The 21571-nt window shown below is 68.2% G+C and carries 21 protein-coding genes; 14 read left to right on the top strand and 7 right to left on the bottom strand.

Annotation, left to right across the window (positions count from 1 at the left end):
• The first annotated feature begins 162 nt into the window (after positions 1-162).
• Together AAFN88_RS07015 and AAFN88_RS07010 are read left to right on the top strand one after the other, a co-directional pair.
• Complete coding sequence (locus AAFN88_RS07015) at positions 163-2640, top strand: ATP-binding protein (RefSeq protein ID WP_347519341.1); 2478 nt, start codon at positions 163-165, stop codon at positions 2638-2640.
• Complete coding sequence (locus AAFN88_RS07010) at positions 2627-3535, top strand: hypothetical protein (protein WP_347519339.1); 909 nt, start codon at positions 2627-2629, stop codon at positions 3533-3535. The genes AAFN88_RS07015 and AAFN88_RS07010 overlap by 14 nt, the downstream gene beginning before the upstream one ends.
• A 7-nt stretch (positions 3536-3542) precedes the next feature.
• On the opposite strand, the gene AAFN88_RS07005 is transcribed toward AAFN88_RS07010, so the two are convergent.
• The gene (locus AAFN88_RS07005; RefSeq protein WP_347519338.1) at positions 3543-4112 is read right to left on the bottom strand and encodes an HPF/RaiA family ribosome-associated protein; all 570 of its coding nucleotides are present in this window, start codon (positions 4110-4112) and stop codon (positions 3543-3545) included.
• Positions 4113-4558: 446 nt separating this feature from the next.
• On the opposite strand from AAFN88_RS07005, the gene AAFN88_RS07000 reads away from it, so the two are divergent.
• The 7 genes from AAFN88_RS07000 to AAFN88_RS06970 all read left to right on the top strand — a co-directional run bounded on the left by AAFN88_RS07000 (position 4559) and on the right by AAFN88_RS06970 (position 9329).
• Entirely contained in the window at positions 4559-5365 is an 807-nt protein-coding gene (locus tag AAFN88_RS07000; RefSeq protein ID WP_347519336.1) for a bifunctional DNA primase/polymerase, read from the top strand.
• Positions 5366-5470: 105 nt separating this feature from the next.
• The gene (locus tag AAFN88_RS06995; RefSeq protein WP_347519335.1) at positions 5471-5659 is read left to right on the top strand and encodes a SlyX family protein; all 189 of its coding nucleotides are present in this window, start codon (positions 5471-5473) and stop codon (positions 5657-5659) included.
• A gap of 9 nt (positions 5660-5668) precedes the next feature.
• On the top strand, positions 5669-5923 hold the full coding sequence (locus AAFN88_RS06990) for a hypothetical protein (protein WP_347519333.1): 255 nt from the start codon (positions 5669-5671) through the stop codon (positions 5921-5923).
• 67 nt (positions 5924-5990) lie between these two features.
• The gene (locus AAFN88_RS06985) at positions 5991-6782 is read left to right on the top strand and encodes a hypothetical protein (protein WP_347519331.1); all 792 of its coding nucleotides are present in this window, start codon (positions 5991-5993) and stop codon (positions 6780-6782) included.
• 81 nt (positions 6783-6863) lie between these two features.
• The gene (locus tag AAFN88_RS06980; RefSeq protein WP_347519329.1) at positions 6864-7316 is read left to right on the top strand and encodes a universal stress protein; all 453 of its coding nucleotides are present in this window, start codon (positions 6864-6866) and stop codon (positions 7314-7316) included.
• A 157-nt stretch (positions 7317-7473) separates the two neighbouring features.
• Positions 7474-7749 carry a hypothetical protein gene (locus AAFN88_RS06975; protein WP_347519328.1) on the top strand — a complete coding sequence of 92 codons (276 nt, stop codon included), beginning with the start codon at positions 7474-7476 and terminating at the stop codon, positions 7747-7749.
• A gap of 83 nt (positions 7750-7832) precedes the next feature.
• Positions 7833-9329 (top strand): SLC13 family permease, encoded by a 1497-nt coding sequence (locus AAFN88_RS06970; protein WP_347519327.1) that lies wholly within the window; start codon positions 7833-7835, stop codon positions 9327-9329.
• Between the two features lie 3 nt (positions 9330-9332).
• Here AAFN88_RS06970 and AAFN88_RS06965 read toward each other — a convergent pair whose 3' ends face one another.
• The 4 genes from AAFN88_RS06965 to AAFN88_RS06950 all read right to left on the bottom strand — a co-directional run bounded on the left by AAFN88_RS06965 (position 9333) and on the right by AAFN88_RS06950 (position 13433).
• On the bottom strand, positions 9333-10721 hold the full coding sequence (locus AAFN88_RS06965) for a Glu/Leu/Phe/Val dehydrogenase (RefSeq protein ID WP_347519325.1): 1389 nt from the start codon (positions 10719-10721) through the stop codon (positions 9333-9335).
• 10 nt (positions 10722-10731) lie between these two features.
• Positions 10732-11136: a phasin family protein gene (locus AAFN88_RS06960; RefSeq protein ID WP_347519323.1), complete on the bottom strand. Its 405-nt coding sequence runs from the start codon at positions 11134-11136 to the stop codon at positions 10732-10734.
• A gap of 152 nt (positions 11137-11288) precedes the next feature.
• Entirely contained in the window at positions 11289-12395 is a 1107-nt protein-coding gene (locus tag AAFN88_RS06955) for a TRAP transporter substrate-binding protein (protein WP_347519322.1), read from the bottom strand.
• Between the two features lie 249 nt (positions 12396-12644).
• Positions 12645-13433, bottom strand: a complete 789-nt coding sequence (locus tag AAFN88_RS06950; protein WP_347519321.1) for a DeoR/GlpR family DNA-binding transcription regulator — start codon at positions 13431-13433, stop codon at positions 12645-12647.
• Between the two features lie 217 nt (positions 13434-13650).
• Between AAFN88_RS06950 and AAFN88_RS06945 the strand changes: the two genes are divergently transcribed.
• Genes AAFN88_RS06945 through AAFN88_RS06935 form a run of 3 tightly spaced genes read left to right on the top strand, consistent with a single transcriptional unit; the run spans position 13651 to position 17795 of the window.
• The gene (locus tag AAFN88_RS06945; protein WP_347521645.1) at positions 13651-15114 is read left to right on the top strand and encodes an NAD(P)/FAD-dependent oxidoreductase; all 1464 of its coding nucleotides are present in this window, start codon (positions 13651-13653) and stop codon (positions 15112-15114) included.
• On the top strand, positions 15104-16372 hold the full coding sequence (locus AAFN88_RS06940) for an FAD/NAD(P)-binding oxidoreductase (protein ID WP_347519319.1): 1269 nt from the start codon (positions 15104-15106) through the stop codon (positions 16370-16372). The genes AAFN88_RS06945 and AAFN88_RS06940 overlap by 11 nt, the downstream gene beginning before the upstream one ends.
• A gap of 1 nt (position 16373) precedes the next feature.
• Positions 16374-17795, top strand: coding sequence for an FGGY family carbohydrate kinase (locus AAFN88_RS06935; protein ID WP_347519317.1), 1422 nt, complete (start codon positions 16374-16376; stop codon positions 17793-17795).
• A gap of 10 nt (positions 17796-17805) precedes the next feature.
• On the opposite strand, the gene AAFN88_RS06930 is transcribed toward AAFN88_RS06935, so the two are convergent.
• Both AAFN88_RS06930 and AAFN88_RS06925 read right to left on the bottom strand, forming a co-directional pair.
• The gene (locus AAFN88_RS06930) at positions 17806-18222 is read right to left on the bottom strand and encodes a hemerythrin family protein (RefSeq protein WP_347519316.1); all 417 of its coding nucleotides are present in this window, start codon (positions 18220-18222) and stop codon (positions 17806-17808) included.
• A 153-nt stretch (positions 18223-18375) separates the two neighbouring features.
• Complete coding sequence (locus tag AAFN88_RS06925; protein WP_347519315.1) at positions 18376-19365, bottom strand: magnesium transporter; 990 nt, start codon at positions 19363-19365, stop codon at positions 18376-18378.
• Between the two features lie 108 nt (positions 19366-19473).
• Between AAFN88_RS06925 and AAFN88_RS06920 the strand changes: the two genes are divergently transcribed.
• Both AAFN88_RS06920 and AAFN88_RS06915 read left to right on the top strand, forming a co-directional pair.
• Positions 19474-20220, top strand: coding sequence for a BON domain-containing protein (locus AAFN88_RS06920; protein WP_347519313.1), 747 nt, complete (start codon positions 19474-19476; stop codon positions 20218-20220).
• A 19-nt stretch (positions 20221-20239) separates the two neighbouring features.
• Complete coding sequence (locus AAFN88_RS06915) at positions 20240-21559, top strand: hypothetical protein (protein ID WP_347519311.1); 1320 nt, start codon at positions 20240-20242, stop codon at positions 21557-21559.
• Positions 21560-21571: the final 12 nt, after the last annotated feature.

Raw genomic sequence — 21571 nt, 5'->3', positions numbered from 1 at the left:
CGTCGCCCGAGCCGGCTCAGCTTCTCTATGACCTATATCAAGCCCCTATCGCGACGGCCGGGCAGGCGATAGGCTTTGATCCCGGTCAATGCCGCACCGAGCGGCAGCCCGCAAGGTCGCGGTCACGACGGGTATCGGAAAATCACCGGGCAGAAAGGAACCATGGCACCTTCAGCGCTTGCGCCGGAACAGCTCTATACGCACTGCAAGCTCGGCGGCCTCGATTTCGAGACCACGGCAGACCTCGAGGACCTGGAGGAAGTCATCGGCCAGGACCGGGCGCTGGAAGCGATCCGCTTCGCCGCCGAGATCGAGCAGGAAGGCTACAACCTTTTCGTTCTCGGCCCGCCGGGCACCGGCAAGCACACCACGGTATCGCGCATTCTGAAGGAAAAGGCGGCGAATGAGCAGGTGCCCCCGGACTGGGTCTACCTCAACAACTTCGTCACGCCGCACCAGCCCAAGGCGCTCTCTCTGCCTACCGGCCGGGGCCGCGAGCTGCAAAGCGCCATGAAGCAGCTGGTCGATGAGCTGCGCGCCGCGGTGCCCGCGGCCTTCGAGAGCGAGGATTATCGCAACCGCCGCCAAGCCCTGGAGGAAGGCGCGCGCGAGCGGCAGGAAAATGCCTTTCAGGCCCTGCGCGAAAAAGCCGAGGAAAGGAGCATCGCTCTGGTGCGCACGCCGATGGGCTTCGCCTTCGCCCCCATGGAGGACGGCGCGGTGATGGAGCCAAAGACCTTCAACGCCCTGCCCACCGAGGAGCGCAAGCGTATCCAGGAGGAAATCGAGAAGCTGCAGGCCGAGCTAGAGGAGATCGTCAAGCAGATCCCCGGCTGGGCCAAGGAGCACCGCGACGCCCTGCACGAGCTGAACCGCGAAGTGACCGCCCAGACCATCGACCATCCCATCGACAAGTTGAACGCGCGCTTCGGCAAGATAGAGGGCATCGGCGATCATCTGGAGGAGGTCCGCGAGGATCTGCTGGACAATGTGCACTCCCTGCTGCAGCTGGAGAGCGCCGCGCAGCAGCAGGGCGCAGGAGAGGCCGAGTCCGTAACTCCCGGCCATCCCCTCGGCAACGGCTTCAAGCGCTATGCCGTAAACCTCGTCGTCAACGGCGAGGACAGCGAAGGCGCCCCGGTGATCTTCGAGAACAACCCCACCCTGGCGAACCTCATCGGCCGGGTGGAGCACATTTCCGAGATGGGCGCTTTGATCACCGACTTCACCCTGATCAAAGGCGGCGCGCTGCACCGCGCCAACGGCGGCTACCTGATCCTCGACGTTCTGAAGGTATTGAGCCAGCCTTTGGCCTGGGATGCCCTGAAGAGGGCTCTCAAGGCCGGCAAGATCCGTATCGAATCGGCGGGGCAGATGATGAGCCTCATCAGCACGGTATCGCTGGAGCCCGGCGACATTCCCCTGAAAGCCAAGGTGATTCTCTGCGGCGAGCCGATCTACTACTACCTGCTGAGCGCCTACGACCCCGAGTTCGCGACACTGTTCAAGGTCGCCGCCGACTTCGAGGGCGCCATGGACCGCAGCGGCCCGGGCGAAGCGCTCTTCGCGCGCCAACTGGCGACCATGGTGAAGCAGGCGAAGCTGCGGCCGCTGAACCGCGCCGCCGTGGCCCGCGTCATGGAGCACGGCGCCCGCCTGGCCGAGGACGCCGAGAAGCTCTCCATCAACCTGCGGGCCATTTGCGACCTGACGCGCGAAGCGAACTTCTTCGCAGGCAAGGCCGGTGCCGCGGTGACCGACGCGGCGCACGTGCAGCAAGCCATCGACGCTCAGATCCGCCGTGCCGACCGCCTGCGCGAGCGCAGCTACGAAGCCATTCAGCGCGGCATCGTCCTGCTGGACACCGATGGCGCCGCCGTGGGCCAGATCAACGGCCTCAGCGTCCTGCAACTGGGCGACTTCGCCTTTGGACGGCCCAGCCGCATCACCGCAAGCGTGCGCCTGGGCGCCGGCAAGGTCATCGACATCGAGCGTGAGGTAGAGTTGGGCGGCCCCATCCACTCCAAGGGCGTGCTCATCCTTTCCTCCTACCTGGCCAGCCGTTTTGCCGGCGACAGGCCGCTGTCCCTGGCCGCCAGCCTGGTCTTCGAACAGTCCTACGGCGGGATCGAAGGCGACAGCGCCTCCTCCGCCGAGCTCTATGCCCTGCTCTCGGCGCTCAGCAATGTGCCGCTGAAGCAGAGCCTGGCAGTCACGGGATCGGTGAACCAGAACGGACAGGTTCAGGCGATCGGCGGAGTCAACGAGAAGATCGAGGGATTCTTCGACATCTGCAGGCAGCGCGGCCTGACCGGCGACCAGGGCGTGCTGATCCCGGCAAGCAACGTCATGCACCTGATGCTGCGCCGGGATGTCATCGACGCCGTGGCCGCTGGCCAATTCCACATCTATCCGGTGGAGACCATCGCCCAGGGCCTCGAGCTGCTGACTGGGCGGCCCGCCGGCGAACGCAGCGACGCCCCGGATGGCAGGGGCCGCTTCCCGGAGGCGTCGGTCAACCGCCTGGTCGAGGATCGCCTGATCGCCTTTGCCGAGGCGCGCCGCCGCTTTGCCGCCCATGATGGCGACGAAGCCGGCGCGGCGAACGGCAATCAGGGAGGCGGCAGTGCCGGCGGCTGAAACCACGGCGCGGCCGGGCGGAGGCGAGGCCCGGCACATACGACGGGTCCTGGTCGCGCTGGACAGCTCCACGGCCTGCGCCGTGACGCTGGAGGTCGCCGCCAGCCTCGCCGCCGCCACGGCGAGCGAACTCAGCGGCCTCTTCGTCGAGGACCAGGATCTGCTGCATCTCGCCGGACTGCCCTTCGCCCGCGAAGTCCAGCTCGGCAAGGTGCGGCCCGGCGAGTCGCTGTCACGGGACCTCGATCCCGCCGTCCTGTTGCGCGACCTGCGCGCCCAGGCCGCCGTGGCGCGCGAGGCCATGGCCAAGCAGGCCGCCCTGCACCGCCTCGCCTGGTCTTTCCAGGTCGCCAAGGGACGCAGCGAGGAAGCGCTGCTGCTGGCCGCGGCGGCCGGCGACGTCATCGCCGTGGCGCGCGGTTTCGGCCCGATGGCACGCTTCGGCCGCATCAGCCGCGAGGTTCGTCTCATCGCCGCCAGGGCACCGGGGCCGCTGCTGCTCGCCGGCGCCGGCGGGACCCTGCAGGCCGGCCCCGTGCTGCTGCCTTACGATGCCTCGCCGGCGGCCGAGCACATGCTCGCCATCGCCGCCGACCTGGCGGTCACCCGCCGCGCGCCGCTGGAGATCATGCTGCTGGGCGAGACCGCCCCTTCGGTGGAGGACATGGCCGGGAGCATCCGCGCCGCCGGCGGCAGGGAGCCCCTGCCGCCGCTGCAGATCTGGATCCCCCGCGACCGCAGGGCCGCTCTTCACCGGCTCTGCGCGCTGGACCGCGGCCTGCTGGTGCTGCCCGCCGACGAGCCCTGGTTCGAGAACGGCCAGGTCGAGCAGATCATCGAGCGGGCGAAGGTGCCCATCGTCCTGCAGACGGAAAAGGCGCCCTCACCCGCCTGACCGTGGTTCAAGCCAGATGGTGCTTGCCGATCAGCTTCACCGTGCTGGCTTGCGGCCCCTTCTCGCTCTCCTTCTCGGCGACCACGTAGCGCACCTCCTGGCCTTGCTCCAGCTTGGTGAAATCGCCATCCACCAGGCTGTTCTGGTGGAAATAGATCTCGCCGCCGTCCGGCGTCTCTATGAAGCCATAGCCTTCGTAGGGGAATAAACGCGCCACCTTTCCGTGCGGCGGCACCTCGTGCGTCTTCACCTTGCCCGCCTTTCGCCGCGAGTGATCCTCCAAGCGGCGCCGTGCCGCGTTGAAGGCGTCCCGCACCGCCACGTAGACATCTTCATGAGCATGGTTCTTACCGGGGTTGCGGCCGACCACGACCTGCTTGCCCGGCACCGACAGCTCAATGTTGACCTGGAAGAGGTTCCCCTTGGTGTGCTGGCGGTTGATCGATTCCACCCGCACCCGGCAGGACGTGATGCGGTCGTAGACCTGCTCCAGCTTATCCACCTTCTCGCGGATTCGGGCCTCGACGGCGTCGGAGTGGTCCATGTTGCGGAAAGTGATTTCCAGGGGTGTCTGCATGGCTGCGTCGTACCTCCATTACCTTGGGGCGATTAAACTCCGTCCAGAATCATCCCGTAAGAGAGGCGGCGGCCGCATTGAGGTTGATCAATTGCGGCGCAGCGCCTCTTCGGGCCGATCGGGACTATACTGAGATAACAAGCGAATAACCTCCGCGTCCTTCACCTGCGTGAAATTGCGGCAACAGGCGCCGATGGCGTAGAAATCGGCGGGCCGCGCCAGCCAGGCCGCCTCGTCGGCCAGGTTGCCCCGTCGGCCAGGTTACCCGGGCGCGCCGAGGTGTCCCCGGGGCCACCGGCACAGCGAGAATGATGCGCCTTGGCCGCAGCCGACGCAATGGCTGCAAATCGCCCCCGGCCTCTGGCGGCAGCGGGAAATTTCGGGGCTTGTCCTGGGACCGGATAGAGCCAGACTGGAACCGACCTTTGACGGGAAGCGAAAGCGCCATGGCCAAAGCGCCCGACAACAGACTGTCCGAAGATCGACAGGCCGCCGCCCTGGCCTATGGCGCGGCGGGTTGGTCCGTGGTGCCCATGGCGCCGCGCGGGAAGCAGCCCTTACTGTCCTGGCTGGAGTTTCAGCAACGCCGCGCCTCGGACGAGGAAATCCGTGACTGGTTCCGGCGCTGGCCAGAGGCGAACATCGCCGTGGTCACCGGCGAGATCTCCAACATCGTGGTGCTGGACATCGATCCGCGCCACGGCGGCGAGGCCTCGCTGGCTCTGCTGGAGGACGAGACAGGACCGATTCCCAGCACCGTGGAAGCCTTGACCGGAGGCGGCGGACGCCATCTCTACTTCGCCTATCCTGGACGCCGGCTGCGCAACCGGGCCGGCCTGCGTCCCGGCATCGACCTGCGCGGCGACGGCGGCATCATCATCGTGCCGCCCTCGGTCCATCCTTCCGGCAAGCGCTATACCTGGGCGGCCAACCACAGCCCGCGGGAGGCCGACCCGGCGCCCCTGCCCGAACGCTTGCGGGCCGAGTTGACCGCCCGGGGCAGCCGCCAGGGCCGCCCCCTCGCCTACTGGCGCGACCTGGTGGCCGAAGGCGTACCGGAAGGCAGGCGCAACAGCACCATCGCCTCCTTCGCCGGCCATCTGCTGTGGCACGACATCGACCCGGACGTTGTCAGCGAAATGCTGCTGTGCTGGAACCGCGTACGCTGCCGCCCGCCCTTGGCGGAGGAGGAAGTGCTTCGCACGGTGCGGAGCATCACCCGCCTGCACGAGCGCGAGGACGATTCGGACTGAGGCGCGCGCCCGTTTACGATAGATCAATGCCGCTTGGACCCGCGCGGCGCCACAATGGCGCAAGAAGACGCAAACCGTGAGATTGCATTCGACAGGAGGCTCGTCATGACCGGCAGCGATCCCAAGGCGCTGGAGGAACTCGAGGCCCAGATCGCCTACAACGAGAAGATGCTGAGCGACCTCAGCGACGTCGTCGTCGCCCAGGGCCAGGAGATCGACCGGCTGAAGGCCGAGATCGACATCCTGGGGCGCCAGATCCTGCAGATCACCGAGGGCGAAGCCGGCTCGCACTGAGGTGCGGTCATGAACGACCAGAATCAGAATCAGGGCCGGGGCCGCAGCAAAAGCCGCGGCCGGCCGGCGCCGCCGGGCCTGCTGCTGACCGACCTCTACCAGCTCAACATGATGCAGGCCTACGAAGAGGCCGGCATGGCCGAGACGGCCGTCTTCGAGCTCTTCGTGCGCAAGCTGCCGGAGACCCGCATCATGAATCTGCTGCACTTCGAAACGGTCATCGCCAGCAAGGCGGCGCGCCTGCGCCTCGCCGCCGGCGGCTAGATGCTGGTCGACTTCGGCCTGCGCCGCGCGCGCCAGCTACCTGGCCGGCTTCGGCGCCACGGCAACTGTGGAGGCCGGACGGCGCTTCGGCATTCCGCTCAGCGGCACCATGGCGCATTTCTTCGTGCAGGCGCACGACGACGAAGCGGAGTCCTTCCGCCACTTCGCGCGCTCACGCCCGGACAACGTGGTCTTGCTGCTCGACACCTATGACACCGAGGCGGCGGCGCGGAAGGTCGTGGCCCTGGCCCCGGAGCTGGCCGCCGAGGGCATTCCCCTGCGCGGAGTGCGCCTGGACAGCGGCGACCTGGGCGCCCATGCGGTAAAGGTGCGCGCGATCCTGGACGACGGCGGGCTGACCGCCGTAAAGATATTCGCCAGCGGCGGCCTCGACGAATGGGCGCTGGCCGGACTGCGGGACAAGGACGCGCCGATCGACGGCTACGGCATCGGCACCGGCCTCACCACCTCGCAGGACGCCCCGGCATTGGACTGCGCCTACAAGCTGCAGGTCTACGCAGGCAAGCCCAAGCGCAAGCTCTCGGAGGGCAAGGCCACATGGCCGGGCCGCAAGCAGGTCTACCGCCGTTATGACGAGGACGGCCGCCCGCGCGAAGACCTGTTGACCCTGATCGACGACCGGCAGGAGGGCACACCGCTGCTGAATCCGGTGATGCGCGGCGGGCGCTGTATCGCCGCGCTGCCCAGCCTGGAGGAAAGCCGTGCCGCCACCCTGGCGCGGCTGGAACGGCTGCCGCCCGATCTGGCGGCCCTGGAACGGACGCGGAGCTACCCGGTCGTGGTTTCGCAGCCGCTGAAACGGCTTGCCGAAGAAGCCACGCCACACGACCGGGCTTGATGCAGGTCAAGGAGGCGCAGCCGCGGCCGCCGCTAGGGTGATATGGCTTCGAAATCTCTTCAGCGACCGGGAGGCTTTGTCATGTTCAAGCATCTTCTCGTACCCGTCGACGGTTCGGAGCATGCCGCGCGCGCCGTCGACGTCGCCGGCGATCTGGCGCGGCACTACGGCGCCAAGGTCACGTTGCTGCACGTGCTGACCCGCGCCGGCGGTTACCAGGTGCCCAGCGAGCTGATGGCCTTCGAAAAGATCGAACACCTGCGCGTCACCGAGCACGACATCATCGAGGGCGCCGGGCAGGAGATCCTCGCAAAGGCCGAACAGCGTGCCCGCGACCGCGGCGCCAGCGACTGCGCCACGTTGCTGGAAAGCGGCGATCCCGCGGGCCACATCGTGCGGGCCGCAAAGAGCCGCGGTGCCGACCTGATCGTCATGGGCCGGCGCGGCCTCGGCGACATCGGTGGCCTGCTGCTGGGCAGCGTGACCCATAAGGTCTCGCAGGCTGTGGATTGCTGCTGCCTGACGGTAAAGTGACGGCCAGGGCGATGTGACGGCGTCCCTCGGAGGGCATCCCGGCTTTTTTCCCGCCGGACCGGCGAAGAAGGCTTCGCCTGACCTTGATCTCGGTGCCGCGGCTGCCCAGGTGAGGAAGCAAGCCGACATCTCCCACTCGAAGCCGAGAGAGGGTCCGATGAGCACGTCAATCGACTATGAGCAAGCCTTGTTGAATCCAGCCGCTGTCTTCAAGACACCGGAATCGGTCCTGACCGAGGACCGGCTGAGCAAGGCGCAAAAGATCGAAATCCTGCGCCGCTGGGAGTACGACGCCAGCGAGGACGCGGTGGCCGAAGAGGAAGGCATGCAGGCGGAGCACCCGCTGATGCTGCGCCGCGTGCTCCTGGCCCTGGAGGAACTCACCGGCAGCCGCGGTGCGGCGCACGCGGCGCCGACCAAGCAGAACGGCTGAGCGGCCGCCCGGACACCGCTTGCTCGCGGAAGCGAAGCCGCTAGGCTACGGTCATCGATCCCCGCCGCGAGCGCCCGCCGCCGATGACCTCAGAGACCGACAGCCAAACCAGCCTCCTGCCGCGCATCGGCCTAGCTACCGGGCCGCTCGTCTTCATCGGCCTGCTGCTGCTGCCGCCGCCGGCCGGGCTCACGCAGGCGGCCTGGTCGGTCGCGGCCGCCGCGGCACTGATGGTAATCTGGTGGATCACCGAGGCTCTGCCGGTGGCGGCAACCGCGCTGCTGCCCATCGTCGCCTTTCCGCTGCTGGGCGTGGTGGAGGTCAAGGCCGCGGCGGCGCCCTACGCCCATCCGCTGATCTTTCTCTTCCTGGGCGGCTTCCTCATCGCCAAGGCGGTGGAACGCTGGAATCTGCACCGGCGCCTGGCGCTCTCCCTGCTCACGGTCGTCGGCTCTTCGCCGGCGCGCCTGATCGGCGGCTTCATGGGCGCCACGGCGCTGCTCAGCATGTGGCTCAGCAACACCGCCACCACCATCATGATGGTGCCCATCGCCCTGGCGGTTGTCGGTTTGCTGGAAAACGGCGGCGACAACGAAAGCAACAGCGATGCCGCGCCGAATCCCTCCGACGGCTTCGGTCTGGCGTTACTGCTGGGCATTGCCTACGCCGCCAGCCTGGGCGGCCTCGGCACCCTGATCGGCACGCCGCCCAACGCGCTGCTGGCCGCTTTCCTGGCCGAACGCTACGAGATCGCCATCGGCTTCGCCCAGTGGATGCTGCTGGGCGTGCCGCTGGCCGCGGCGCTGCTGTTCCTCACCTGGCTGCTGCTCACCCGCGTCGTCTTCCGCATCGACCGCCGGCCCATCGCCGGCGCCGCCGAAGCCATCGCCGGTCAGCTTCAGGCGCTGGGCCCGCCGCGCCGCGAGGAACGGCTGGTCGCGCTGGTCTTCCTGGCGGTCGCGCTGCTGTGGATCACCCGCCCGCTGCTGAACGACCTGCTGCCGGGCCTGCAGCTCTCCGACACCGGCATCGCGCTGGCCGGCGGCCTTGCCCTCTTCGTCATCCCGGCCGACCTGCGGCGCGGAGTCTTCCTGATGAACTGGCAGACCGCCAAACAACTGCCCTGGGGCGTGCTGCTGCTGTTCGGCGGCGGCCTCAGCCTCGCCGAAGCGATCCAGGCCAGCGGCCTGGCGGCCTGGATCGGAGAAGTGCTGGCCGGCTGCAGCGGCTGGCCGGTGCCGGCGCTGATCCTGCTGGTGACGGCGGTCGTGGTCTTCCTGACCGAAGTGACCAGCAACACCGCCACCGCCTCTGTCTTCATTCCCATCGCCGCGACCTTGGGCGCCTGCATCTCCGCCGATCCGATGCTCTTCGCCGTTCCGGTCGCGCTGGCGGCAAGCTGCGCCTTCATGATGCCGGTGGCGACACCGCCCAACGCCATCGTCTACGCCAGCGGCCGCATCCGCATCCCGCAGATGGCCAAGGCCGGCTTCCTGCTGAACCTGCTCTGTATCCTGGTGATCACCGGCGCCGCCTACGCGGCGGTCGGCTGGCTCTTCGGGACCTTCCTGCCTGACTAGGCTCTAGGGCCAGATGCCGCGCTTCAGGGTGGCGCGCGCGACCCGGCGCACGGCCACCACCAGGGCGGCGGTGCGCAGGTCCGGCGGACGCTTCACCGGCGCCGGCTTCGCGCCGCTCTCGCTTTGCGCGGCGGCTTCGCCCGAGTTCTCCAGCGGCAGGGTTGCGCCGCCCTTAATCTCCTGAAGGCACTCCACCACGCTGTCGACGCCGCGGCGCAAGCGGTGGCGCAGACGATGGTTCACCTCCTCCAAGTCCCACTCCGAATTTTCGATGTTCTGGACCCACTCGAAGTAGCTGACCGTCACGCCGCCGGCGTTCACCAGAATGTCCGGCAGCACGGTAACGCCGCGGGCGCAGAGAATGTCGTCGGCTGCTGGTGTGACTGGGGCATTGGCCGCCTCCACGATCAGCCTGGCCCGGACCGCCGCGGCGTTGTCGCTGCGGATCTGGTTGCCCAGCGCCGCGGGAATGAGAATATCGCAGTCGAGGGCCAGCAAATCCTCGTTGGTGAGAGTGCGACTCTCCGGCAGGCCGACCAGGGTGCCGTGCTCGCGCTTGTGGGCGGCCACCGCCTCCAGGTCGAGGCCTTTCTCGTCCAGGATCGCACCCTGGGAATCGCTGAGCGCGACGATCCTGGCGCCGGCCGCGCGGAACGCCTCGGCCGCGGCGGCGCCGACCTGGCCGTAGCCCTGGATGGCGACGCGCGCGTCCTTCAGGCCGCCGAACCCCGGCGGCGGCGCCAGCTCCAGAAAACGTTCGGTCACCAGGAAGGCGCCGTAGCCCGTCGCCTCGCGCCGCCCGACGGAGCCGCCCAGGTCCAGCGGCTTGCCGGTCACCACCGGCCGGTTGTTGCTGCCCGGATGCAGGACATCGTAGGTATCGTAGATCCAGGCCATGGTCTGTTCGTTGGTGTAGAGATCCGGCGCCGGCACGTCGGTGTGCGGCCCGATGTTGTCGCCCAGTTCGTGGATGAACCGGCGCGTGATCCGCCGCAGGTCGGTCTCGGTCAGCTCCTTCGGATCGCAGACCACGCCGCCCTTGGCGCCGCCGAAAGGCACCTTCACGATGGCGCACTTCCAGGTCATGAGCGCCGCCAGGGCCGCGACCTCGCGCCGGGTCAGCTCCGGGTGATAGCGGATGCCGCCCTTGCCCGGTCCCATGACCCGGTTGTGCAGCACGCGGTAGCCGTGAAAGGTGCGTACCGAGCCGTCTTCCATCTCCACGGGAAAGCAGACCGAGATGGTGCGCTTGGGCACCTCGAAGAACTCTATGAGGCCGCGCTTGAAACCTTCCAGGTGGGCGCGCGCGCGATTGAACTGCTCACGCGTGATGTGCAGCGGATCCAGCTCTTCCGGCAGCCCCGACACGGCGCCGGTTTCGTCGTCCCTCATCGCAGCCTGCTCACTTTCGCTTCGCGCGCTTCCTCTCGCCTCCGGCGCCGCGCAGGCCCTGGTCGAGAACCTCGATCTCCGACACTCCCGCCTCAGTCTCCATGTCGCCCAGGCGCGTGGCTTCCTTCATATAGTCGACCAGGGCCCGCTGCATGAACTCGCTCTGCAGTCTCAGCAGTTCGACCGGTGTCCTGCAGGCGCAGATCTTCTCGACGAGGTCGAGATCCTGTTTCCAGCGCCGGGTCACGAAGCCGGCCGACTCGCCGGCCAGCTTAGCCCAGGATTCCAGCCATATCTCGGCCGCCTTGGCGTTGGCCTGCACCAGGCTCTCGAACCCCTGGGCAGAAAAATCTTCCTCTGCCGGGTGCGGGGCCGGGAGACCCGCCGCACCCTTGTTCTTCGCTTGAGAGGGCATCGCATCACTCCTTCTTCAGAGTCAGCCCCGGAAGGCTAATCGATGCCCTTTCGCGGAGCCAAGGTCATTGACCTGCCTCAAGCGCCGGAAAGTAAAAGCGGCCGCCGGATCGCTCCGGCGGCCGCCCTTTGGAAACTCGCCGATCCGAAAGATCAGGAGTAGCGGTAGGGAACGCCGACCTTGTCCATGGTGGCGTTGTACTTCTTGTAGATCTCGACGACGCGGGCGGCGCGAGGGGAGATCGAAGCGATCTCGTCCCAGAACTGCTCGGCGTCCTTGACCACCTGATCCCACTCCTCGGCGGGGATGGTGGTCAGCTCCATCTTGTTGCCCTCGGCGCGCAGCTGCGCCTCGCCGCCCCAGTACCAGACCTGACGGTAGTAGTGCGACTGGTCGACGGAGATGAGGAACAGCTCCTTCAGGTGATCCGGCACCTTCGCCCAGGAATCGGTGTTGGCGAAATAGGAGCCGCACCAGGCGCCGGTCACGTTGTTCAGCAGTGCGTAGTTGCAGACATCGGCCCAGCCGACCTCGTAGGCCTCGGTGAAGCCGCACCAGGCGACGCCGTCCAGCTCGCCGGTCTGGATGGCGACTTCCACGTCGTCCCAGGGAACGGTGACCGGGATCAGGCCGTAGCGGGCCAGGAAGCGGCCGGCGGTCGGCACGCCGAAGACGCGCTTGCCGTTCATGTCGGCCAGGGAGTTGATCGGCTCCTTGGTGAAGATGTGGCAGGGGTCCCAGGCGCCGGCGCTCAGCCACTCGACACCTTCGACCTCGTCATAGGCCTCCTTCCAGATTTCGTTCAGGCCATAGCGCTGGAACAGCACCGGCAGATCCAGGCTGTAGCGCGTGGAGAACGGGAAATAGCCGCCGAAGACGGATATGTCGACCGGCGAGGCCATGGTGGCGTCGTCGCTCTGCACCGCGTCGATGGTGCCGTTCTGCAGGGCGCGGAACAGCTCGGACGTCGGGACCAGCTGATCGGCGTAGTAGAGCTCGATCTCCATCTCGCCGTTCGCCGCCTTGTTGAAGGCTTCGATCTGCGGCTTGATGACGTGAGCGCCCAGCGGTGCACCCGAATAGGTCTGGAGACGCCACTTGATCGGCCCGCTCTGGGCGTGAACGTAGGGGGCCGCCAGGGTGGAGGCGGCGACCGCCGTACCGCCGACACCGGCGTTCTTCAAGAACGAACGGCGCCCCGTGTTGACCGTCTTGTCGGCCGCCTTCCCTGCCTTGTTAGGTTGTGACTTCTTCGTCATTGCCTTCTCCTGTTTCATACGGATTCACTTTCTCAGCCAGCCTCCCCCAACGCGACCTTTCGATCCGACCCGAAGTCTCGCCCTACTTGGATGCGAACTCGGGGAAGCCCGTCACACGTACCGGCCGCCCTGGAAAACCTCCCGAGAGGATGCCCCTCTGGCGCGGCTGCGCGCCCGGCCGGTAGATGTCTCTCTAATTCCTTGGTCACCATCCCCCGCAATCAAAGCGTCCATCGAGGCTTCGGCGCTTCAATGAACGGATACCCCCGCCGCCGCCAGTTCCCCCGCCAGCGCGCCCGCCGGCACGCGGTCGCAGACCAGCGCACCGATGCGCTCCAGCGGGCAGACCGCGAAGGCCGCCCGGCGCTGGAACTTCGACGCATCGGCCACCACGATCAGATTATCGGCGTTCTCCATCATCGCCCGGGCCACCTGGGCCTCGTCGAAGTTGAAGTCCGTGGCGCCGGCCGCCGCGTCCAAGGCACCGATGGTAATCAGGGCGTGGTCCGCATGGAACGATTGAATCTCCGAAATCGCCGTCGGGCCGACGGTTTCCTGATTATCGCCGTCGAAGCGTCCCCCCAGCAGAAAAATCACCGTTCGGTTGCCGCCTCCGGACATCACCGCCGCGATGCGTGTGGAATTGGTGATCACCGTCAGGCCGCCGATCTTCGCGATCTCCTCGGCGCACATCAGGGTCGTGGAACCGGTGTCGATGAAGATCGTGTCCCCGGGCGCGATGAGGCGCGCCGTCTTTTCCGCGATCACGCGCTTGGCCACCGCGTTGAGGACCATGCGCTCGCGGAACGGCCCCTCTTCCTGGCGGCCGGGCAGCTTGGCGCCGCCGTGAAATTTCTGGATGCTGCCGGTCTCCGCCAGGGCGGCGAGGTCGCGGCGAATGGTCTCGTGGGAGGTCTTGAAGCGGAGCGCAAGCTGCTCGACGCTGACCTTGCCGTGGCGGCGCACCGCCTCGGCGATCTTCTCCCGGCGCAGCTTGGGGCCGAGAAAACGCGCCTTGCTCTTCGTTTTTGCCGTCAAGAGCGGCCCCCGCCGGAACGACCCGAAAATGTGCGCCTCCAGGCATCCATATGCAATGCCCGAATCCACAAAATATCTATTATCTTATTGTTTTTGCTCAAATATTCTGCGCCCATATGTTTGGCATTTTATTGACCGAAAGGGCAATCTCAAGTACGGTAGGCGTCTGCTCCTTACGGGGCAAGTGTAATTTCCGAAAGCCGCCGGCGCCGTGAGGATGCTCCCCGCCGCCGCCAGCCACGAGGACCACGCCTCCGTTATGCCCGACGCCCCGGCAGACCATCCGGCGCAACGCGGTGAGACCTTCGACGCCGCGGTGATCGGCGCCGGGGTCGTCGGCTGCGCCGTGGCGCGGCGGCTGACCCTTGAAGGCGCCAAAGTGGTGGTGATCGAAAAGGCCAGCGACATTCTGGACGGCGCCAGCAAAGGCAACAGCGGCATCCTGCACACCGGCTTCGATGCGCCGCCGGACTCCCTGGAGCAGCGCTGCATCGCCGCCGGTTACCGGGAATACCTGGAAATCCGCGAGCGGCTGAATCTGCCTCTGCTCGCCTGCGGCGCCCTGGTGCTGGCCTGGAACGAAGAGGAGGAGGCCCGGCTGCCCGCCTTGATGGCGCAGGCAAGGGCCAACGGGGTCGACGACGTCGCGGCGCTGAGCCGGGCCGAGATCCTGGCCCTGGAGCCCAATCTCTCGCCCCGCGTCCGGGCTGGGTTCCGCGTGCCGCGCGAGTACGTCATCGACCCCTGGAGCGCCCCCACCGCCTACCTGCGGCAGGCCCTGGAGAACGGCGCCGCCTGCCGGCGCGGCTGCGAGGTGCTGGGTGGCGCTTTCGACGGGGAAGCCTGGGACCTGGAGACGGGCGGCGGGCCGCTGCGGGCCCGCGCCGTCGTCAACTGCGCCGGGCTGTACGGCGATATCGTCGACCGCCGCCTGCTGGGCGAGGCCAGCTTCACCATCCGCCCGCGCAAGGGCCAGTTCGTGGTCTTCGACAAGGCGGCGGCCAGCCTCGCCGAGGCCATCATCCTGCCGGTGCCGACCGCCAAGACCAAGGGCGTGGTCATCTGCCGCACCAGCTTCGGCAATCTGCTGGTGGGGCCGACCGCGGAGGACCAGGACAGCCGCGACGACGCCTCGACCGACGGCGCAACGCTGAAGATGCTGCGCGACAAAGGCATCGAGATGCTGCCGGCCCTGGCCGGGATGCCCGTCACCGCCACCTACGCCGGCCTGCGCCCCGCCAGCGAGGACAAGGACTACCAGGTGAAAGCGCGCGCGGCGCAACGCTACGTCACCGTCGGCGGCATCCGCTCGACGGGGCTCAGCAGCGCCCTCGGCCTGGCGCGCGAGGTCCACCGCCTGCTGGTCTCCTTCGGCGACAGCTACACTCCGCCGCAGGAAGCCGCCTGGCCCCGGGCCGGCGTGCTGACCGACTACGCCGAGCGCGCCTGGGCCCGGCCGGACAACGGCGGCATCGTCTGCCACTGCGAACTGGTGACCCGGCGCGAGATCGAGGCGGCTCTGGACGGCCCGCTGGCCGCGCGCAGCCTCGCCGGCCTGAAGCGCCGGACCCGTGCCACCATGGGACGCTGCCAGGGTTTCTACTGCCTGGGCGCCCTCTCGCAGATCACGGAAGGGTGCTTTGAAGAACCGCTGGCGGAGGACGAAGGCGATGCGGGGTGATCGCAAGACCCTGCCGCAGGCGGTCGAGGTGGCCGTCGTCGGCGGCGGCCCGGCCGGCCTCGCCGCCGCGACGCGGCTGAAGGAACGCGGCGTCGCCTCGGTCGCGGTGCTGGACCGCGAGCCCCGGGCCGGCGGCATCCCGCGCCACTGCGGCCACTACCCCTTCGGCCTGCGCGAGTTCCACCGCCTGCTGCGCGGCCCCGACTACGCCCGGCGCCTGGTGGCCCGCGCCGAGAAGGCCGGCGTCGAGATCTATCCGCAGACAACCGTCACCGCCATCGCCCCTGGGCCGCGCTTGACTCTATCGACGCCCGAGGATCTGAGCGAATTGTCCGCCAGGAAAGTCCTGCTGGCCACCGGCGTGCGCGAGACCAGCCGCGCCGCGCGCTTCATCGGCGGCCAGCGCCCGCTGGGCGTGGTCTCCACCGGGGCGCTACAGTCCATGGTCTACCTGGCCGGCAAGCGCCCCTTCGCGCGCCCGGTCATCCTGGGCAGCGAACTGGTTTCCTTTTCCGCCATTCTCACCTGCCGCCACGCGGGCATCCGCCCCGCGGCCATGATCGAAGCAGGCGAGCGAATCACCGCGCGCAGCTTCTTCCAGGCCCTGCCGCTCCTCTCCGGCATCCCGCTGCATCTCGGCACCGAATTGCTCGCCATTCACGGCAAGCGCCGGGTCGAAGGCGTCACCCTGCGCGGGCCCGGCGGCGCGGAGCAGGAACTGGCCTGCGACGGCGTCATCGTCACCGGCGCCTTCACGCCGGAGGCGACGCTCTGCCGCCTGGGCCACCTGGAACTCGACGCCACGGATAAGGGGGGCAGCGGCGGCCCGGTCATCGACCAGTTCGGCCGCTGTTCCGATCCCGACTTCTTCGCCGCCGGCAATTTGCTGCGCCCGGTGGAGACCGCCGGCTGGAGCTGGCGTGAAGGCGTCGCCGCCGGCGACGTGCTGGCCGACAGCCTGGCCGGCCGGCTGCCGCCCGCCGAGCGCCACCTGAAGATCGTCGCCGATCACCCGGCAATCAAGCTGGCGCTGCCCCAGCGCATCGCCCTGCCCTTCACCGAGGGCGCCCTGCCCCCTCTGCAGCTACGGATGACGCGTGCCGCCGCCGGACGGCTGGAGGCGCGCGACGGCGACACCGTCGTCTGGTCGAAGACCCTGTCGGCCCTGCCGGAGCGCCGGGTGCTCTTGCCGCTCAACGAGGTCGCCCGCAAGGTGCGTGGCGGCACTCTTTCCCTCAGCTTCTCCGAGGTCGCCTGACATGACCATCGCCGCCATCGATCAAGGCACCACCAGCACCCGCGCCCTGGCCCTGGAAGCCGGCGGCGCCGCGCGCGTGGTCAAAGCGGTGGAGCACCGCCAGATCTATCCGCAGCCCGGCTGGGTCGAGCATGACCCGGAGGAACTGATCGCCAGTATCCGCACCTGCGCCGAAGCGGTCGAGGCGCCGGAGGCCTTCGGGATCGACAACCAAGGGGAAAGCTGCCTCGCCTGGCATGCGGAAACCAAAGAGGCCGTCTCACCGGTCATCGTTTGGCAGGACAGCCGCACGGCGGAGACCCTCGAGATCCTGAAGCGCGACGGCGCCGAAGCGCTGACCCTGGAACGCGCCGGCCTGCCGCTCGACGCCTACTTCTCCGCCGCCAAGCTGGCTTGGATCGTGGAGACCCTGCCCGAAGCAAAGCGGCTGCTCGACAAGGGCAAGCTGCGCCTCGGCACCACCGACGCCTTCTTCCTGGACCGCCTGACCGGACGCTGCGTCACCGACATCACCACCGCCTCGCGCACCTCGTTGATGAACCTGGCAAGCGGCCTCTGGGATGAAGAACTCTGCCGCCTCTTCGGCGTGCCGATCGAGGCTCTGCCGGAGATCGTGCCCACCACCGGCGATTTCGGCGCGCTGGAGGTCGCGGGCAGGGCGGTCCCGGTGACCGCCAGCCTGGTCGATCAACAGGCGGCGCTCTACGGCCACGGCTGCCGCAAGGCCGGCGACGTGAAGATCACCTTCGGCACCGGCGCCTTCGTCCTCATGCTGACCGGCGCCGAGATCCTGCGCGCGCCGGACAAGGGCCTGTTGCCCACCGTGGCCTGGCAGCTTGCGGGCGAAGAACCGGTCTACGCCCTGGACGGCGGCGTCTATTCGGCCAGCGCCGCGGTCAACTGGGGGCGCGGGCTCGGCCTGTTCCAGGATTTCGACTGGCTGAACCGCCTGGAGGGGCCGCCGTCCCTGGAAGCGGGCCTCGCCTTCGTGCCCGCGCTCTCCGGTCTGGCCTGTCCGCATTGGGACCGCCGGGCGCGCGGCACCTGGGTCGGCCTTTCCATCGACCACGGGCCGGCGGAGCTGATGAAGTCCATCCTGGAGGGGGTGGCCTGCCGCGCCGCCGAGGTGGTCCAGGCGATGTCCAGCCTGCTGCCGGCCAGCGGCCCGCTGTCCGTCGACGGCGGCATGTCGGCCAATCCCTACTTCCTGCAGTTCCTGGCCGACATCCTGGAGCGCGAATTGAACGTCTCGACCAACGCCGAACTGACCGGCAGCGGAACGGCGAGGCTGGCCGCCCTGGCCTGCGGCCACGGCGTGACCGAAGGCGGCGCGGTACAGGCGGTGCGCCCGGCGGCGACGCGCGGCGAGCTGCTGGCCAGGTTCGCCGAAGCGGTGAAGGTATCGCGCGGCTGGAAAGGCTGAGGCGCCCGCTTCAAGGCATCGCGGCACGCAGGAAGGCGTCCAAAGGCCGGTCAAGCTCTTCGACGTGCGTTAATGTCTGCTCGACGTAGTCGACGACGCCGTCATGCAGGGCGCCCGGCTCGTCCAGCAGCAGGAAACGGTCGATGGCGGCGAGGCTGTCGCGCAGGCTCTCATGGTGGCCGCGGTGCGCCTCGTAATCCGGAAAGCCAAAGCTGCGCATGGCGTCCTCTTCGATGGCGAAGTGCCGCTCCATCCAGACTTGGAACCGCAGCAGAACCTGCTTGGCGAAAGCCGTGTCGCCCGCCGCCACGGCCTTGCTCAGGTCGTCGAGGAGCTCACGCAGTTCGAAATGGTCGTCAAGGATGAGATCCAGGCACTTGGCTACGCTTTCGCGCGCCCTGGCGCCCCCGTCGCCGGTATCCGTCATGCCGCCCCGCCGTGTCTTGCCGCAAGAAGCACTGGATCAGAGAGTCCGCATCTTTCGCCAGAAGTCTGACACAGTTCCCTCGAAAGTGGAATGTCCGAAGGCCTTGGCATCCGGCCCAGGCCTTCCGGGGGTCCTGCGCAGGTCCTCCCGGACCTAGACGACCACCAGCGTCACCAGCGCGAAGTAGATGGCCAGGCTGGCCACGTCCTGAATGATGGTGCAGACCGGGCCGCTGCCCAGCGCCGGGTCGAAGCCGAGGCGCTGGAAGGCCCAGGGCAGACCGAAGCCGACCACCGCCGACACCGTGCCCGCGCCCAGCACCGCCAGTCCCAACGCCACGGCCAAAGGGCCGTCGCCGAAGACCAGATAGACCGGCAAGGCCGAGAGCGCGCCCATGGCCAGGCCGATGGTCAGGCCGATGATCAGCTCGTCGCGCACCAGGCGCAGCAGCCCGACCTCCACCACCGAGAGGGCGCGCACCGCCACGGAGACCGCCTGGGTGCCGATGGCCCCGGCGATGTAGACCAGCGCCGGCACGAAGAAGGCGACGGTGACGTTGGCATTCAGCGTTTCCTCGAAAAGGGCGACCACCGCCGTCGCCGCCGTGGATGCCAGCAGGCCGACGACGAGCCAGGGCAGGCGGCGGCGCACGCGGTCGTGGATCGGCGCCTGCAAGGCCTCGGCCGCGCCGTCGGCGTGACGCTGGATACCCGCCAGGCGCTGCAGATCCTCCATGTGCTCGTGCCGCAGGATGTCGAGCAGGGCTTCCGGCGGCACCGCGCCCACCAGCCGGCCCGCCCTGTCCAGTACCGGCACCGCGATCATGTCCTTCTCCATGGCCAGCAGGGCGATGTGTTCCTGATCGTCGTCCAACTGCGCGGTGCCGTGGCGTTCCTCGACGATGCCGCCGATTTCCTCCTCGGGCGCGGCGGCCAGCAGGTCGTTGATGCGCACGACGCCGGTGAAGCGCCCTTCGCCGTCGGTCACGAAGATGCAATCCGCGCAGTCGAAGCGATGGCCGCGCAACTCCTCCTCCACCACCGCCACGGGCAGGTCGGCGGTGGCCTTGGGAATTCCCGTCACCATGTGAAAGGCGGCCGTTTCCAACGCCTCTTCCTTGTCTTCCACGGTGTGAGCTTGCATCGTCACGGGGCTCCTGTGCTGCCTTGCCGCGGCGTTTGACCCACGTCAATGTGGGCAGCCCGCCGCCGCCGCAGCATAGCACCACCTTGGCCCAGGGAGAGCCGCTCCATGTCCAGCGCACCGACCCCGCAAGACGTCCTCAACGCCGTCCGCCGCACCTGGCGCAGCGCGCCGCGCATTGGCCCCAAGGCACCGCACGGCAACATGGAATTCGACGCCGGCACCCTGACCCTGGAAGGCGAGATGCCGGATATCGCCGCCAAGAAGCTGGCCCTCGAGCTGGCCGCCGCGGTGCCGGGCGTGACGGGCATCGTCGACCGCCTGCACGTCGCCCCGGCCGAGCGCCTGGAGGACGGCGAGATCCGCGATCTGGTGAGCCGCGCGCTGGAACAGGAGCCGGCCTTCGCCGAACTGGCGCTGTCGGAGATCGTCAAGGGCGGGGAAAAGATCCTGCGCGACCCGGCCGAGCGCAAACGCGGTTGGATCCGGCTTTCCGTCGCCGAGGGGGTGGTGACGCTGGACGGCGAGGTGCCGGGCCTGGAGTTCAAGCGCCTGGCCGGCGTGCTGGCCTGGTGGGTGCCGGGCAGCCGCGACGTCGTCAACGGCCTGGGCATCACCCCCGAGGAGGCGGACAACGACGCGGAGATCACCGGCGCCGTGCGCATGGCCCTGGAGAAGGACCCCTTCGTCAACGCCGGGCAGATCATCGTCGGCACCGTCGACGCCGTGGTCACCCTGGCCGGACTGGTGCCGAGCGAAAGCGAGCGCGAGATGGCGGAGTGCGATGCCTGGTACGTCTTCGGCGTCGACCGGGTCCACAACAAGATCGAGGTGGCGCCCTTTGCGGCGGGCTGATCGCCGCCGGGGGACCTCGATGTCCCGCAGCGGCATGACCGCCGTGAGGAAACTCGCCCTCTGTTTCCTGCTGCTGGCCGTCGTCTTCGTCACCGCGGGTCCGGCCGCGGCCCAGGATGGCGGGGAGAACCCCTGGTACCGGACCGATGCCAAGGGCGAGGTCGAAATCTCGCTGCATTTCTTCTATTCCGCGACCTGCCCCTATTGCGCCGAGGCCGAGCGCTTCCTGCCGGGGCTGCTGCTGCGGCGGCCCTGGCTGAAGCTGGAATCCTACGAAGTGGACTCCTCGGCGGAGAACCGCGCCCTCTTCGCCGATTTCGCCGCCGCCCTGGACGAGGAGATTCTGGGCGTGCCCGCCTTCTTCCTCTGCGGCCAGATGATCGTGGGCTTCGACGAGAGCACGGGAGGAGTCCTGGCCGCCACCGCCGACTACTGCCATGAGCTGTTGCAACAGGATGTGGCGGCCGAGCTGAAGGCTACCGAGCTGAAGGCGGCGGAGCCCCCGGCGCAGGAGGTCGCCCTGCCCTTCTTCGGCGCCCTGCAGGCCGGACAGCTTTCCCTGCCCGTCCTCACCCTGGTGCTGGGCGGCGTCGACGCTTTCAACCCCTGCGCCTTCTTCGTGCTGCTGTTCCTGCTGAGCCTGCTGGCCCACGCCCACAGCCGCCGCCGCATGCTTCTGGTCGGCGGCGTCTTCGTGCTGTTCTCCGGCCTGCTCTATTTCGTCTTCATGGCCGCCTGGCTGCATTTCTTCCTGGTGCTGGAGGGGCTGCGCGCGGTGACCCTGATCGCCGGCCTTGTCGCCGGCGCGCTGGCGGTCATCAATCTCAAGGATTTTTTCCTGGCCGGACGGGGCCCCTCGCTGGAAATCCCCGAAGGACGCAAGCCGGAGCTCTTCGCGCGCATGCGCGGCCTGCTGGCGGCCGACAGCCTGCCGGCGATGCTGGCCGGCACGGTCGTCCTGGCCCTGGCGGCGAACACCTACGAACTGCTGTGCTCCACCGGCTTCCCCCTGGTCTACACCCGGGCCTTGACGCTGAACGAGCTTTCGACCGGCGGTTACTACCTTTACCTGGCGTTCTACAACCTGGTCTACGTGCTGCCGCTGCTGGCCATCGTCGTCGTCTTCACCTTCGCCTTGGGCAGCCGCAAGCTGAGCGCCGGCGAAGGCCGCGTGCTGAAGCTGCTGTCGGGCTTGATGATGCTGGGCCTCGCCGTGGTGCTGGTCGCCGCGCCGGATCTGCTGAACAATGGCCTGACCGCCCTTGTCCTGCTCGTCCTCGCGCTGCTGGCGACCTGGCTGCTGCACCGGCTGGTGAAAGGGCGCATACTCGGGTCCTGACCCACATGAAGG

This window comes from Pelagibius sp. CAU 1746 (assembly GCF_039839785.1).
Taxonomy (GTDB): Bacteria; Pseudomonadota; Alphaproteobacteria; order Kiloniellales; family Kiloniellaceae; genus Pelagibius.
Note: the sequence above shows the minus strand (reverse complement) of the source record. Positions and strands in the feature narration are given on the sequence as shown.

Coding starts and splice junctions, on each gene's coding strand:
- AAFN88_RS06930 (WP_347519316.1), bottom strand. CDS start 18,222: ATGACGGATACCGGCGACGGGGGCGCCAGGGCGCGCGAAAGCGTAGCC.
- AAFN88_RS06945 (WP_347521645.1), top strand. CDS start 13,651: ATGCTCCCCGCCGCCGCCAGCCACGAGGACCACGCCTCCGTTATGCCC.
- AAFN88_RS06970 (WP_347519327.1), top strand. CDS start 7,833: ATGACCTCAGAGACCGACAGCCAAACCAGCCTCCTGCCGCGCATCGGC.
- AAFN88_RS06965 (WP_347519325.1), bottom strand. CDS start 10,721: ATGAGGGACGACGAAACCGGCGCCGTGTCGGGGCTGCCGGAAGAGCTG.
- AAFN88_RS06925 (WP_347519315.1), bottom strand. CDS start 19,365: ATGCAAGCTCACACCGTGGAAGACAAGGAAGAGGCGTTGGAAACGGCC.
- AAFN88_RS06935 (WP_347519317.1), top strand. CDS start 16,374: ATGACCATCGCCGCCATCGATCAAGGCACCACCAGCACCCGCGCCCTG.
- AAFN88_RS06980 (WP_347519329.1), top strand. CDS start 6,864: ATGTTCAAGCATCTTCTCGTACCCGTCGACGGTTCGGAGCATGCCGCG.
- AAFN88_RS06995 (WP_347519335.1), top strand. CDS start 5,471: ATGACCGGCAGCGATCCCAAGGCGCTGGAGGAACTCGAGGCCCAGATC.
- AAFN88_RS06915 (WP_347519311.1), top strand. CDS start 20,240: ATGTCCCGCAGCGGCATGACCGCCGTGAGGAAACTCGCCCTCTGTTTC.
- AAFN88_RS07000 (WP_347519336.1), top strand. CDS start 4,559: ATGGCCAAAGCGCCCGACAACAGACTGTCCGAAGATCGACAGGCCGCC.
- AAFN88_RS06955 (WP_347519322.1), bottom strand. CDS start 12,395: ATGACGAAGAAGTCACAACCTAACAAGGCAGGGAAGGCGGCCGACAAG.
- AAFN88_RS06940 (WP_347519319.1), top strand. CDS start 15,104: ATGCGGGGTGATCGCAAGACCCTGCCGCAGGCGGTCGAGGTGGCCGTC.
- AAFN88_RS06960 (WP_347519323.1), bottom strand. CDS start 11,136: ATGCCCTCTCAAGCGAAGAACAAGGGTGCGGCGGGTCTCCCGGCCCCG.
- AAFN88_RS06920 (WP_347519313.1), top strand. CDS start 19,474: ATGTCCAGCGCACCGACCCCGCAAGACGTCCTCAACGCCGTCCGCCGC.
- AAFN88_RS07005 (WP_347519338.1), bottom strand. CDS start 4,112: ATGCAGACACCCCTGGAAATCACTTTCCGCAACATGGACCACTCCGAC.
- AAFN88_RS06990 (WP_347519333.1), top strand. CDS start 5,669: ATGAACGACCAGAATCAGAATCAGGGCCGGGGCCGCAGCAAAAGCCGC.
- AAFN88_RS07015 (WP_347519341.1), top strand. CDS start 163: ATGGCACCTTCAGCGCTTGCGCCGGAACAGCTCTATACGCACTGCAAG.
- AAFN88_RS06975 (WP_347519328.1), top strand. CDS start 7,474: ATGAGCACGTCAATCGACTATGAGCAAGCCTTGTTGAATCCAGCCGCT.